The following is a 15,530-nucleotide window of genomic DNA, read 5'->3' as shown; positions in this document are numbered from 1 at the left end:
AAACAGGATTTCGCCAATTTAAGTTTGGTCAATAACTGACAACGATACCCAATTGTCGGTCGATTTCAACTTGAAATTTTTTGAGTTCCATGTAGACTTCGATTCTTTGGCTGGTAAGTTCTACGTCTAACTTCTCATCATCCGCCTCTTTAATTTTATTTTTTGCCTCTTCAAGCAATTTTTTGATCACTTTTTTCTTCAAATGCAAAACATTATCATAAACAGTCTTGGCCAAGTCATCAGCTTCATGATGGGTGAAAATCTGAAATCTGGTTTCCCAAAGAGTCGAAAGTTCATACTTCCTGGTAATTAGATGAATGACTTCATTCTTTACTTCATGATCACCAAAATTCAAAAAATATTCCGGTTGGGGAAGAACACCTTCTGATAAGGCGTTTTTATAAATAGTGAGGATTTTGTTAAAAACAGCAGTTTCAAAAGCAAGTTCTGAGGTTTCCTGCAAGAGATACTCGCAAACCCGAGTTTCTTCAGAAACCATTTCAAATCCATAGCTGACCAAAAGGCGCATCATTTCCCTCTCCTGAATGTAGATGAGCGACGAGGAAGATGTGGGAGTTTCCTTGGTAGGAAGAAGATCTTCAAAATTGGTTTGTTGATCTGAATCCCTTTGTTCTTTAAAGTATTTTTCCTTTTCGGTTTTGACAAAAATCTTATTCAGTTCAGTCTGGATGATATCTTCATCGATATCGAGCAGATTTGCAGACTGCTTGATGTATACAGACCTGATGATTGGATCGGGGATTTTCCCTAGACTGCTTACCACCTGACGGATCAGATCTGCCTGTTTGATAGGGTCTTTGGCTGCTTCCTCGGCATAAAGTCCAATTTTGAAAGCAATAAAATCTTGTGCTTTTTCTTCAAGGTATTCCTTGAAGGCGAGTGAACCGACCTTTCTAGAATAACTATCTGGATCTTCACCTTGAGGGAATACGACGGCTTTGACATTCAAGCCACCTTCAAGGATCATATCAATACCACGGAGGGATGCTTTGATACCGGCAGCATCACCATCATAGAGGACAGTAATATTGTCAGTAAACCTCTTGATAAGCTTTATCTGATTTTCGGTGAGGGAAGTACCGGAGGAAGCCACGACATTTTCGATTCCCGCGAGGTGCATCGAAACCACATCTGTATAACCTTCTACGAGGTAGCAGTTTTCCTTTTCCCTGATGGATTTCTTGGCCTGAAAGATTCCATAAAGGATATCGCTTTTGTGGTAAACCTCCGTCTCGGGAGAATTGATGTACTTGGGTTGCTTTTTGTCCTGAGTAAGGATTCGGGCACCAAACCCTATTGGTTTCCCGCCAAGGTTATGAATGGTGAAAGTCACCCGACCTCTAAACCTGTCATAGAGTCTTTCGGTGTCACCCTCTTTTTGAAGGATCAGTCCTGCTTTAAGCAGTATTTCATCAGAATGGCCTGCCTGTTTTGCAGCTTTGAGCAAATGGTCCCAACCGTCCAAGGCATAACCCAAGTCAAACTTTTCAATGATCGAAGGATTGAATCCTCTTTCTTTGAAATAACTCAAACCAATAGCTTTCCCTTCTTCGGTTTGGAGGTTTTGCACAAAAAAATCCTTTGCAAAATTCAGAACAATGTAGAGACTTTCCTTTTCATTAAACGCCTGAACTGCCTCCGGAGTGACCTGTTTGTCCTCTTCGATTTCTATCCCATATTTCTGTGCCAATTGACGGATTGCTTCATTGAAACCGATCCCTTCGATATCCATGACGAATTGGATGGGATCACCTGCTTTGCCACAGCCAAAGCATTTGTATATCTGCTTGGCCGGAGAAACTGAAAAGGAAGGCGTGCTTTCATTGTGAAAAGGACAACATGCCCAAAGGTTTTGACCTTTCTTTTTCAAAGGAACATAATCATTGACCACCTCCTCGATGTCTACCCTCTCTCTAACCTTGTCTGTGGTATTTCTGCTGATCACTTTTTCTTTAATTTTGGGATTCAAAGATAAAAAGTATTCCTTCAATAAATAGGAATGCGCGTTGCTGAAACTTATTGCTACATAAGAAAGTTAATCAAATTGAAATATTATATGTTATCACCTCAAAATTGGCTTTTCAATTACTATAATAATAGCCTATTTTGCAGATCGGTTTACCTTATTTAAAATGGATATAGAAAAAAACGATGTCCTGAATGCACTTTCAAAAGTCCAGGATCCTGATTTGAAAAAGGATTTGGTTACTTTGGGTATGATTCAAGACTTGGCTGTAGATGGGCAAAAAATCAGGTTTAAGGTTGTTCTCACCACTCCAGCCTGCCCACTCAAAGAAGTTATCAAAAATAATTGCATAGAAGTCTTAGAGGAGACATTTGGAAAGGAAATAGACTTGGATATTCACATGACTTCCAACGTGACAAGCAGCCGGACTAATGCGCCTTTGCTGCCCCAAGTTAAAAATATTATAGCCATTGCTTCAGGAAAAGGCGGAGTGGGTAAATCTACGACTGCTTCAAACCTCGCCGTGGCACTTGCAAAGATGGGAGCGAAAGTCGGATTGATAGATGCGGATATTTCAGGCCCATCCATCCCGATTATGTTTAATGTAGAAGCTGAGCAACCTTCTGTGAAACAGGTAGATGGGAAAAACATCATTATGCCCATCGAGCAGTACGGTGTCAAATTAATGTCTATAGGTTTCTTGACTCCTGCTGACTCTGCTGTGGTGTGGAGAGGTCCGATGGCAAGTTCTGCCTTGAAGCAATTCATCGGGGATGTGGAATGGGGAGAATTGGATTATCTTTTGATCGACCTACCTCCGGGTACTTCTGATATTCACCTGACTATGGTGCAGACTGTACCGGTCACAGGTGTTGTCATTGTCACCACTCCACAAAAAGTCGCTTTAGGCGATGCAACGAAAGGTTTGACCATGTTCAGGCAACCCCAAATAAACGTACCTATCTTAGGTGTTGTGGAAAATATGGCTTATTTTTCGCCGGAAGAGTTACCCGATAATAAGTATTATTTGTTTGGAAAAGAAGGTGGCAAGAGACTTGCTGAAAGGTTTGATGTTCCTCTCTTAGGAGAAATTCCGATCGTACAAAGCATCAGAGAAAGTGGAGATTCCGGTTTTCCTGCTGTATTGAAATCAGGAATTACAGAAAAAGCATTCTCGGCATTGGCAGAAGCAGTAGCAAGGCAGATAGCCATAAGAAATGCTGAGAAAAATAAAACAGAAGTTGTACATGTAAATTGAAAAGATAAATGGGTTTTTCCTTAAATGAAAGAATTGAAGAAGCATTGGATAGTATCAGGCCGTATTTGGAAGCTGATGGTGGAAATGTGAAAGTAGTAGAAGTTACGGATGATTTTGTATTGAAATTAGAAATGACAGGATCATGTAGTTCCTGCCCTATGTCAACAATGACGCTGAAAGCTGGAGTAGAAGAAGCAATCAAAAGGGCAGTTCCAGAAATTATAAAAGTAGAAGCTGTCAATATTGTAGTTGCTTAATTTAATAAGAATGAAAATCAAGCGTTTTGGCAGAAGAATCGGATTTATATTTTTATCGTTATTTGCCCTGATTAATTTCAAAGCCACAGCCCAGAATTTTTTTGGCCAACCCTTCCAGCATGTCCATGACGAAAAGTGTGCCCATGTTTTGATCGAAAAAATGCAGGAGGAAAAACTCGGCATTTTAGGAAGCAAAGAGTTTTTTGAATCTTGGATTACTGATAAAATAGACCAAAGGAAAAAAAATACAACTGCGCAACAAAGAACTCAAGCCGAACCAAGGCTTATTCCTGTTGTGGTTCACGTCATTCATAACGGCACACCGATAGGATCCGGAGCAAATATCCCATTTTCTCAAATCGAAGCACAAATCAGAATTCTAAATGAAGACTTCCGAAGAAAAAACGCAGACGCAAATCAGACCCCTACTGAATTCCTAGGAATAGTAGCTGATGCAAATATTGAATTTGTTTTGGCAAAACAAGATCCCAGGGGACTACCCACAAATGGAGTGGTTAGGGTTCAAGGACCAAAAAATATATTCAATCCCCAAGATGCACAACTGATTGGACAGACATCACAATGGCCACCTGAAGATTATTTGAATTTATGGGTAGTCACTTTGGTGTCACCATTTATAGGATATGCTTCTTTCCCAATTTCAAATTTGCCTGGCCTAAATTTTCCTCCAAATTCTCGAGAAACAGATGGCGTAACAATTGATTACAGGTATTTTGGAGAGGGTGGTACCGCAGTGTTAGGTTCTAAGGGAAGAACCGCAACGCATGAAGTAGGTCACTTCCTTGGTTTACGCCATATTTGGGGAGATGGTGATTGTGCAGTAGATGATTTTGTTGAAGACACACCTGTTCAAAGTGGTTCAAATAATGTCTGCCGTACCGAGAACCCTAGAATTTCTTGCAATACCCGGGATCTTGTTGAAAATTATATGGATTACACTCCTGACAACTGTATGAATAATTTCACCATTGGTCAGGTAGCTAGGATGGATGTGGTTTTGGCCAACAGTCCCAGAAGGGTTTCATTGGTCAATGGGAGAGGAACTGTTATGCCTGTCCTTTTAGCAGTTGACCTCGCCATAGAGAATATAATTGATCCTCAGAATCTCGTTTGTGATTTGAACGTGATTCCAACTTTGAGTATTCTTAACAGAGGTTTGAACAGAATCACCTCAGCGAGAATTGAAATAAGGAACAACGGATCTTTGATACAATCAAGCAATTTTAGCTTAAACCTAAATACCGGTGACGAAACCACAGTAAGTTTTAATCCACTCACTTTAAATCCTACGGGCAACAATTTTGTGGCAACAATTACACAGGTAAATGGAACAACGGATCAAAATACCTCCAACAACAGCATTGAATCAAATCCGAGTTTACAGCCGGTAGTTCCCTTGCCTTATGTTTTTACCTACACAGACATCGGTAGTAAGTGGGTGATCCAAAATCCTGACAACTTATTTACTTGGGAAAAAACGCAAGTTGTTCTGGATGGACAATCACAAGATGCCATTTTCATTAGAAACTATGAATATGAAGCATTTGGAGAACTGGATTATTTTATCTCTCCTCAGATCGATTTAAGTACATTCCAAGATGCACAACTGACCTTCAACATGGCATATGGTCCATTTGAAAATACCTCCTTTGGGGATTATTTGATTGTGGCTGTCTCATCTGATTGTGGAAATACATTTGACATATTAGATGCTCCATATGATAAGGATTACAATTTCTTGCGAACATCTACCCCAACTTTGGAAGAGTTCATTCCTACATCAAACAGTCAATTTAGGAGGGAAATAGTCAACCTTAAACAATATGCAGGTTTAGGAAATGTACGGGTAGCCTTTATCGCAAGAAACGGATATGGCAACAATCTGTATCTCAAAGACATTGAAATTCTAACTCAAGAAACTTACAAATACGATATTAAATTGAATGAATTGGTAACTCCTTCCCCAATTGGTTCAAATAACCATGCAAATGAAGTCATCTCGGTCACTAATACAGGTAATCTTCCTATTTCAGGATTTATTTTCCGAAGGATTTCAGGAAGTTTAAACCAAGGTTTTATTGCAAGGGCCGATCCGTTGCCTCCAGGTGAATCTGCAAGTATAAATCTTCCAAAGTCGACTGCACTTGGGTTAAACTCATTGACTTTTACTATTCAATTCCCAAATTTTGATCAAAATGAAAGAAACCCCATAACCTTGAGAAGATTTGTCTACATGGATACAGAAAAGATAAGTGTTCCATTCCGACAATCTTTTGATGGGTCACTAAGCATTAATCCATGGATCAGCATCAATCCTGAGAACCTACTACCTTCTTGGGTTATTTCTCCGCTACAAACAGGTGCTATCGGGAGTAATGCAATTACAGTTAGAAACCCCGAGGCCGGAAACAGCTTTTGGCTTGGATCTCCAAATTTGGACTTGTCCATAAGTGCACAAGCAAGTGTTTTCTTTGATAGAGCAGTCGGAATAGTAAATCCTACGACAGTATTGAAGGTAATGGCTAGTGCCAACGGTGGAGATACTTATACTGAAGTTTATAGAAAAACAGGCGCTGAAATCACCACTGTTCAGGCAGCTAATGCCAATCCAAACAATAGTGCTGAGTTTGTGAGAGATTTTGTGGATTTGACAGCTTTTGCAGGTAAGGGCAAGGAAAATTCAAGGATAGCTTTTGTTTTGGAAAACAGTGATGGGGTAATCAGTTCTGTTTACCTTGATAATATTGAGTTGTTTCTTTCTGCAAATCCAGAGCCAGTTATCCCTCAATTAGGGAAAATTACATTGTATCCAAATCCTGCTACGGACTACTTTAATATAGCTTTTAATTTAGCGCAATTTGAAACGGTTAATATCCAGATTATTTCTTCCACAGGGGCTTTATTGCATGACGTTGATTATTCAAATACCCTCAACCAGACCTATACCTTCACCTCACAACAGTTTTCAAAAGGATTATTTATCTTAAAAATTACAAGTAGGTCCGTAAATGAAACCCGTAAATTATTTATTCAATAATGTGATTACGGAAAACTTAGGAGGAAATTATTGAAATTAAAAACCATTTTATTTTGACAATTTTCAGAAATGGAATCAAGATTTAAAATGTATAATGAAAGAAGCTGAATATCCTTAGAAAGGGTTTTCGGCTTTTTTCTTTTTATATTAACTTTTTACAAAGTGTCTATTTGCCGTAATTTGTACTTTGGAAAACAAATATAATTTTACCTTTATACGTTAGCTTAAAGAATTCATCTGATACATGGGTAATACAAGAGATTTGATTAAAAAAATTGCCATCCACATCGGTTTGGTTCTACTTACCATCACCTTATTGTCTTTCATATTTCTAAAGGTCTATCTTCCTTCTTATACCAATCACGGGCAGACAGTAACTGTACCTAATCTTGAAGGATACGAAGTCAGAGAGCTTGATAAATTTCTTTCGGATCGTGACCTGACTTATGAAGTCAATATTGATAGTGGTTTCAATGCAGAGGCAAAACCATTTTCGGTTCTCAAACAAACTCCAAATCCTGACAGCAAAGTCAAAAGGGGTAGAAAAATCTACGTTACGCTCAATGCAAGGAATGCACCATTGTTAAAAATGCCAAACCTTGTCAACAGCCCTTTGAAGAACGCTCAGGAAATACTTGGAAACATTGGTTTGCTTCGCGGGGAAATCATTTATGTCCCTGATATCGGGACCAATGTCGTTTTGGAACAAAAATACAGAGGGAGAAATGTACCTGAAGGTTTTGAAATCCCTAAAGGTGCCCAAATTGACCTTGTTGTTGGAGATGGTTTTGGAAACCAAGTCTTAGAAGTTCCTTCCTTAACTGGAATGGATGAAATTGATGTGGAATTTTTGATCATTGGATCAGGATTGAGAATGGGAAATATCAATTACGTACTCACTGATAGCGTCGCATCTGGGATTATAATCAGGCAAATGCCCCCTGCAGGTGCTCCTGTCAAAACCGGTGAACAAATACATATCTGGATTTCGGAAGGAAAGAAAAGTGCAAATGATTTTTAAATGAGTTTATTAAGACCAATATTATTTCTTCTCATTTGTTCGGTGCTTATTTTAAGTCCAATTACCTCTATTGCTCAATTTCGCCAGCTTCCCACTCCAATTCAACTTAAAAAAATAGAGACAAAAACTGAAAATTTTAGAATGCAAGCAGGTCCTTTGACACTGCCATTCTGGGATGATTTTTCCAAGTCCGTCCTAGATTCCAACAAATGGATCGGCGAAGGAGTAACACTTTCCAATACTGTGGCCAATGCCGCACCAACCAAAGGTACTCTGCTGCTTGATGGCATAGATGAAATGGGGAGACCCTACTCACAGGTCCAATTTGAGCAGGGATTTACTGATAAAATCACATCAAGACAGATCAATTTATCAGGTTTAAGCATTGCAGAAGCAAACTCGGTGTATTTAAGTTTTTTTTGGCAACCTGGAGGGAAAGCGGAAATTCCCGATGAAAATGACAATTTGGTCCTGCAATTTTTAGATCAGGATAGTCTTTGGGTCAATGTCTGGGAACAATCCGGTGGCCTTATCGCGGAGGAGTTTTTCTTTACCCAAAAAATCATCAAGGTGCTTCCACAATATTTGCATAGTGGTTTCCAATTTAGATTCCAAATTCAGGGACGGCGTTCGGGCCCATTTGACAGTTGGATTCTAGATTACATTTACCTTCACAAAAACAGGAGTCTAACAGATGTATCGTTTCCCGACCGGGCACTTACACTTTCAAATGCAAGGCCTTTTAAAAAGTATTCTGCTGTTCCACTTTTCATGTTGAAAAAAGACCCTGAATCTTTTTGGAATGTTACTTCCAATGAGTTCAAAAACCTCAATAATGGTTTCCGGGCCATGGAATATTCATTTGAAATAAGGGAAAAAGAAAGTCAAAACCGTATCAAATCCATCAATACAAATACCCCTTTCAACCCAGTCCCTATTGGTCAGGAAAGGAGAGGATTTTCCAGTATTCCAATCACCAATGTTCCCTTGCCTGAAGTGGAAATGGATTATGAATTAGTCAGCTATTTGGTCACTGGCGATGGATTATTGACGGGTATTGAAAACGGATTACCGGTCACTTATCCGGAAGTAGATTTCAGGATCAATGATACTGTAAGGACAATTGTACCCATAAGAGATTTTTTAGCTTATGACGACGGGAGTGTGGATTATTCTGCCGGTATCAACCAAAGATCCGGCATGCTTGCCGTCCGGTATGAAGTAAACAGTCCATTGTTTTTGAAAGGATTGAGCATCAATTTTACAAATTTCACCCAACTAGGAGGTGTAATTGATTTGATGGTATGGGATGAATTAGACGAGGAGCCCATTTATAAGAAGGAGGTATTTATCCCGACCAAAGACTCCCTGAATGAATTTGCATATTTTGAAATGGACAAAAACGTTGTGATCGACGGGACTTTTTATATTGGATTTACCCAGTTTACCAATGATTTCCTATATGTGGGATTGGACAAAACCTATGATAACGGTGGGGAAATTTTCTTCAATGCTACCGGTTCTTGGGTACAGAATGAAACCGTGGAAGGTTCCTTGATGATGAGGGCACATGTTACAGAAAACCAACCCTACGAAGCTGAGGCCGAATCGGCAATTCCTTTGAAGATATACCCTAATCCTGTATCAGGATCATTGTTTATTGAAGGCAAAATTGAAAGTGTTTATATCTATGACCCTATGGGTCGAAATATTGTCCTGACTATTTCAGATAATGACAAGGGGAAAATTGTTAATTTTGAAGGAATGCAGAAAGGGGTCTATGTAATAAAGACCACCATCGGCAAGGAACAAAAGTCATTTAGAATATTAGTAAAATAAGAGAAACAATGGAAGACATTACAGTCACAGAACTCAAAAAGAAATTAGAAGACAAAGACGACTTCGTGTTTATTGATGTAAGGGAAGAATGGGAATACGAGGAAGATAACCTTGGAGCACTCAACATTCCCATGGGTCAACTTGCACACCAACTTGATGAAATCAAAGATTTTAAGAATAAAGAAATTGTGATGCAATGTAGGTCAGGGGCGAGAAGCGGAAATGCTAAAAGATTTCTTGAAAGCCATGGTTTTATGAAAGTCAGAAATTTGCTCGGAGGAATCATAGCCTTCCGGGAAATGGAAGAAAATGAATGATTAAAAGGTAGTATCCCCTCCGACCTGAAACCCAAAATTCTTTTCCAAAAAAGACAGGGCACCGAAGTCATATGTATTGTTCATTTCTCCATCAATCCCAGGTTTTGATTGAATCATTGAGATTATATATAACATCGATTAAATATTGAAAATCCATAATTTAAAGGTAAACAGTCTATTGACTGTTTACTTTTTTTGGGTGGGAAACATATTTTAATTCTTGTCTTCTTATTTGAATACATTTCAAATATCAAAAAGCTATTAATTTAAGGGAGTTTGGTTTTAACCGCTTTCTCTTATTCTATTCTTATTTATCCAGAAAAGCAACATTATCATGTCAAAAACTCAATCAATCATATTTGCTTTATCGGTATTGACTTTACAAGTTCATGCCCAGAAAGAAAGTATCGAATCAGAATTTAATGAAAGGGAAGCTATTTCGCACTTTCGGTATCTCGCATCAGATGAACTGATGGGCAGGGATCCTATAAGACCTGAAATAGATGCAGCAGCAAGGTATATATCAGAGCAATTTTGGAAGTATGGGGCTACACAAATTGATGGTGCCAATGGATACTACCAAAATATCCCCTTTAGACTTTCGTCCCCACCCTCAAAAGGTACAGTTTCTCTCGGAAGCAATGTTTTTGAACAGGGAGATGGACTCCTTGTATTGGACGGACCTTCTTTGGCTGGTGAATTTGAAATGGTAGTGTTAGGTTATGGATTAGAATCTGACTATGCCGGTAAAGAGGTAAAGGGGAAAATTGTGGTTACCAATGTCGGAACACCAAACAGGTTGAGCCCTGCCGACTTATTCAGTGCAGGGAGAGAAAAAATTTCATTGGCGAAATCCAAAGGCGCCATTGCTTTGATAGAGATGTACAATGTCCCTTCGGTCCCATGGAATCTAGTTTCTAATTTCCTTAACAGGCCTCAATTGACTGTAGACAATACTGATGGAGAAGAATCAATCCCTTATATCTGGTTAAAGGATTTGAATAATGAGCAAATCAATGCCATTGGAAAAGGTAATTATGCCAAAGCAGATGTTCAGATACAGGGCAAGGTCAATAGGAAAATCACGGGAAAGAATGTGGTAGCAGTTATTGAAGGGACAGATCCAAAACTCAAGAATGAATACATCATGTTGTCAGCACATTATGACCATGTGGGAGTCGGCAAGCCAAATGCAGAAGGTGACTCTATATATAATGGTGCAAGGGACAATGCTGTCGGAACCGTTGCTGTCATCAATGCTGCAAAGTATTTTGCAAAAAATCCGCCAAAAAGGTCCATTCTACTTTGTGCCTGGACAGCAGAAGAAAAAGGACTTTTGGGATCAGGTTATTTTGCCGAAAACCCTATGGTCCCACTTCACCAGATAATTTTCAACCTCAATATTGACAATGGCGGATATAACGACACTTCCATAGTGACGGTTATTGGATTGGGAAGAACATCTGCTGATCCTATGATAGAAAAAGCTGTTGCAGATTTTGGATTGAAGGCGATCTCAGACCCATCACCTGAACAAGGCTTATATGACAGATCGGACAATGTCAACTTTGCAAGGAAAGGAATACCTGCACCTACCTTCAGTTTAGGATTCACGGCTTTTGATGATGAAATCAATAAATATTATCATCAGCCAGCTGACGAAGTAGACAGCTTCGATCTTGATTATGCCCTGTTATATTGGAAATCCTACATTTTGGCAGCTCAAAACATTGCCAACTGGGCTGAAAGGCCAACTTGGAAAAGCGGTGATAAATATGAAGCAATAAGTAAAGAATTGTACGGTATAGACTAAAGCAGTTTCTAAAACAAATAATTCGGTTTTTAAAAAGGCCACCTGAAAATCAGGTGGCCTTTTTTTTTTCTTTTTTTAAATTTTTTTTTGAACCCTGATTTTTTGATCAAAAAAGACTTTTTTACCATTTTTTGAAATCCAAGAGGCATACAGTATCCGACATTAAAATAACAAAATCCTTTAAATTTGAATAAATAAGCACTTTTTTAAAAAATTTTACAAATTTACTATCCAAAATTCACCCATTTAAACACTTTTTATTATTAGGTTAAATACTCAAAAAAACATCTTTTAAATCTTATAAAATGTATTTCGTAAAATTATTTTTAAATATTATTTGGATATGAAATACATTTTATACTATATTTACATCATAATAATGTATTTAAATCATTTCATAACGATTTGAATCATTTTTAAAAACTCTAAACAAATAATCTTCTCGCAATCTGGTCACCCGACCTCAAATTTTAAAAGTTATGAAAACAACATTTAGATTACTCGCAATCGCATTATTGATTTCTTCTTTCATTTTTACAGAATCAAATGCACAACAATTACCACAGTTTAGCCAGTACATTTTTAATGGCTTACATATCAACCCAGCTTATGCCGGATATAAAAATGAAGGTTATGTTCAAAGTACCTATAGAAGTCAGTGGGTAGGATTTGAAGGAGCACCGGAAACTTTTACAGTTACTGCTGATTTTAGTGCAAACGAAGGAATGATGGGTTTTGGAGCCCTTATTCTAGCTGATAAGATCGGTCCCACCAAGACTACTTCAGCGCTTTTGAGCTATGCCTACAGAATTCAAACAGGAAGAGATTCTTTCTTGGGATTGGGTGCTAGTGCAGGTGTAGGACAATACAGTATCAATGGAGATATGTTAAAAGCGCTCCATGACAATGATCCTGAGATCCCAACAGGTACTGTGAATATGATGACCCCAAATGCCAACCTTGGACTATTCTTTCACACCAGTAAATTTTATGCAGGCCTAAGTGCATACAACCTTATCGGGAAAGGTGCTTTGGAAAGAGAAGATATAGCTCTCGCTTACCATGACATTCACTTTTACTTAACTGCGGGCGCTCTGTTGGATGTTTCAGAAAACATCAAATTCAAACCATCTTTCTTGGTGAAGCAAGTAAAAGGATCTCCAACTACTTATGATCTCAACGGCATGATGCTTTTTATGGACAAATTATGGTTGGGCGCTTCATACAGGTCAAATCTAAATATCATGAATGAAAACCCTGAGGCAGGCTCATTGAGCAAAAGAAATGCGGTCGCTTTTATAGGAGAAATATTCGCTACCCCAAACCTTAGAATTGGATATGCTTATGATCAAAACCTTAATGTCCTACAGAATATGGGAGCCAATTCACATGAAATCTCTGTTGGATACTACCTTTCTGCAAGAAAAGTGACTATGAAAAATCCAAGGTGGTTTTAACCATCAGCTCTCTATATAAAGAGAAAATCTTTTAGAAATTAAATTTTGTTGCATTTTTTAATGTTTAGAGTCTATTTATTCAAAAGGCTGTCTGGGACTAACGTCTTACAGACAGCTTTTTTTTATTGCAAAAATTCCTGTTCGGAGGAAACGGAATTGTATAAAATAGGTAAATATTCCCAAAGGTCAGATATTCAAGTTCATCATTCATATGCCTGAGAAACCTTTTCTATTGACATTCCATAGGTAATATAATGAGATTAAAAATGCCAAAAGTTGGTAAATTATAGAAAATCTCTTTTTAAACTACAAATATTGTTTTACAGAAATCTGAAAAAAAAAGTAAATTAAGCCCACATTTTTGCTTTGTAAAACAAAAGTTTCCTTTTGTACAATAAAATTAAAACTTTTGAAGGGAAGTTAAAATCCATATATCACCCACTTCTTTGGATTCTTAACATTCATCAAATTTTATAAGAATCCGGATTCAAGTATTGTTTTATAGACACACCCATCTGTAAAACTTCAATATTTTCCCGGGACTCTTCCCTAAAAAAAATCAAAAGCATCATCCTTGCTTTTGAAAACTAAAGATCAAACCAATTTTTGGATTTTGCTTTTTAGTAATTGTAAATGGTGAGCGATCACCAAACTCTTCAATTAAATGTAGTTAAGATGAAAAAAATTAACACTACTGTAGCCTACCTGGCTATATTTTTCATTTGGATTTTTTTGGTAGTCCCATCTAAAATCCAGGCACAGAATCAACCCACTCTCTTAGATCTAAGGGATTGCGGCAATAACTGTTCCTCCAACAACTTTACCATCAAACAGGTTTATCTGAGTGATGCATTAGGGGTTCCATTAGCAAATTCCCTTGCGACCTGTACGCCGGGAGTCCAACAAACGGCCTATATATCCGTAGTATACAATTCCAATTCAGGATCAAGTACAAATAATACTAGACTATTTGCTGATTTATCTATTGGTGGCTCAACACAATTTTTAAATGTTTGGTTAGGCGTTTTGCCTTCTGCTAAATCAGAAAATAAAATAGTCACACTCAACCATTCTTTTACTTGGACTTGCGGAGCGCAGGTCAAGTTATTGAACCCACTTTTAGCATGGACCACCTCAGGCTCTGCTGATTTATCTTCAAGTTACAAATGCAATGACTACCCTAGTGCCCAATGTCAGTTTGGGGAGGACATTACCGTAGACGCTCCCTTGGCTGTGCAGTTTGATTACACAGCCTGTACAGAAAATGGAGCTACAAGTGTCAAATTCTTTTCAACAACCAATGGAGGAAGTATTCCTTATACTTACAATTGGACTTTTAGCCCAAATACAAATCCTTCCACTTCTACTTTGGCTGATCCAATCGTTGCATTTTCAACTAATGGTACAGCGACTCTCGTTGTCACAGATTCAAAAGGGGTCACCAATACATTTACAAAGTCCATTACGCTACCCAGTGAGTTGACTATTTCTTCAACTGTAAATCAACCAACCCCAGGAATTGACAATGGATCCATATCATTGGTTGTCAATGGAGGGACCGGTACAAAGACAGTAACCTGGAACGATGGAACAATTGGCTTAAACAGGACCGATTTACCAGCTGGAACATATATCGCTACAATCACTGATGAATTTAATTGTCAAAAATCAGAAACTTTCATCCTGACTTCTCCTCAACCTAATATCAGCCTTATAAAATCCGGAAATTATGAAGATACAAATGGCGACGGTGTTCAAAATGTGGGAGATAGGATAATTTATAATTTCCTTTTAACCAATATTGGCAATTATCCACTTTCTGATGTTACAGTTTTAGATCCGTCAATTTCGCTAACCGGATCTTCTATTTCATTAGCTGTTGGGTCCTCAAATAACTCTGGGTTTTCCGGTTTTTATAGTTTAAAGCAAAGTGACATTGAAGCAGGATTTTTCACAAATAATGCGTCTGTTTCGGCTTCTGCCGGCAATATCATAGTCACGGCATCTGATTCTCATACTGAGAATCTTATCCAAGTACCAAATTTATTAGTATCCAAAACCCAAATTGGGGGACCAAACCCTGTAACATCTGCGGGGCAACAACTTGATTATGAAATAACAGTCACCAATACCGGAAATATTAACATTACAAATTTAACCACTCTTGATTTTTTACCAGGTTCTCCTTCCGGAATTACCCTTACATCACCTGATGGAGATTTATCTGATCCCGGCGTTCTAAATGTGGGGGAAACATGGGTTTACAATGTTTCTTACATTGTAGCCCAAGAAGTTTTTGATCTTGGAGACAATCTAGTAAATGTTGTAAATGTTACAAGCAATCAAGTCCCAGGTCCTGTTTTTGCTTCCGCAATTACCCCTGTAATCCTCAGCCCTGCCCTATCCATCACCAAGACTGCGACTGAGTCAAGCTTTGCTGCAGTAGGCGATGTACTGAATTACACCATTGTGGTGACCAATACAGGTAACGTGACTTTGAGCAATGTTTCTGTATCAGATCCA

10 protein-coding genes are annotated in these 15,530 nt (G+C 38.2%); 9 read left to right on the top strand and 1 reads right to left on the bottom strand.

Going from position 1 to position 15,530, the window contains the following annotated elements; genetic code table 11:
* Nucleotides 1-28 precede the first annotated feature (28 nt).
* On the bottom strand, nt 29-1,966 hold the full coding sequence (dnaG, locus tag M3O96_RS19505; RefSeq protein WP_249723465.1) for a DNA primase: 1,938 nt from the start codon (nt 1,964-1,966) through the stop codon (nt 29-31).
* Nucleotides 1,967-2,153: 187 nt separating this feature from the next.
* Between dnaG and M3O96_RS19500 the strand changes: the two genes are divergently transcribed.
* The 9 genes from M3O96_RS19500 to M3O96_RS19460 all read left to right on the top strand — a co-directional run.
* Entirely contained in the window at nt 2,154-3,245 is a 1,092-nt protein-coding gene (locus M3O96_RS19500; protein WP_249723464.1) for an Mrp/NBP35 family ATP-binding protein, read from the top strand.
* An 8-nt stretch (nt 3,246-3,253) separates the two neighbouring features.
* Nucleotides 3,254-3,502, top strand: coding sequence for a NifU family protein (locus tag M3O96_RS19495; RefSeq protein WP_249723462.1), 249 nt, complete (start codon nt 3,254-3,256; stop codon nt 3,500-3,502).
* Between the two features lie 10 nt (nt 3,503-3,512).
* Complete coding sequence (locus M3O96_RS19490) at nt 3,513-6,560, top strand: M43 family zinc metalloprotease (protein WP_249723461.1); 3,048 nt, start codon at nt 3,513-3,515, stop codon at nt 6,558-6,560.
* A 244-nt stretch (nt 6,561-6,804) separates the two neighbouring features.
* Complete coding sequence (locus M3O96_RS19485) at nt 6,805-7,581, top strand: PASTA domain-containing protein (RefSeq protein ID WP_249723455.1); 777 nt, start codon at nt 6,805-6,807, stop codon at nt 7,579-7,581.
* Between the two features lie 141 nt (nt 7,582-7,722).
* A complete protein-coding gene (locus M3O96_RS19480; protein ID WP_249723451.1) occupies nt 7,723-9,420 on the top strand; it encodes a T9SS type A sorting domain-containing protein in 1,698 nt (565 codons plus the stop codon).
* A gap of 8 nt (nt 9,421-9,428) precedes the next feature.
* Entirely contained in the window at nt 9,429-9,737 is a 309-nt protein-coding gene (locus tag M3O96_RS19475; protein WP_249723450.1) for a rhodanese-like domain-containing protein, read from the top strand.
* A 334-nt stretch (nt 9,738-10,071) separates the two neighbouring features.
* Nucleotides 10,072-11,550: a M28 family peptidase gene (locus M3O96_RS19470; RefSeq protein ID WP_249723447.1), complete on the top strand. Its 1,479-nt coding sequence runs from the start codon at nt 10,072-10,074 to the stop codon at nt 11,548-11,550.
* Nucleotides 11,551-12,029: 479 nt separating this feature from the next.
* Nucleotides 12,030-13,007 (top strand): PorP/SprF family type IX secretion system membrane protein, encoded by a 978-nt coding sequence (locus M3O96_RS19465; RefSeq protein WP_249723445.1) that lies wholly within the window; start codon nt 12,030-12,032, stop codon nt 13,005-13,007.
* A 675-nt stretch (nt 13,008-13,682) separates the two neighbouring features.
* On the top strand, nt 13,683-15,530 hold a 1,848-nt coding region (locus M3O96_RS19460), incomplete at its 3' end, for a CLIPPER-2 domain-containing protein (protein WP_249723443.1).

The organism is Aquiflexum sp. TKW24L (genome assembly GCF_023502205.1).
Taxonomy (GTDB): domain Bacteria; phylum Bacteroidota; class Bacteroidia; order Cytophagales; family Cyclobacteriaceae; genus Cognataquiflexum.
This window is presented reverse-complemented; position numbering and strand designations above follow the sequence as displayed.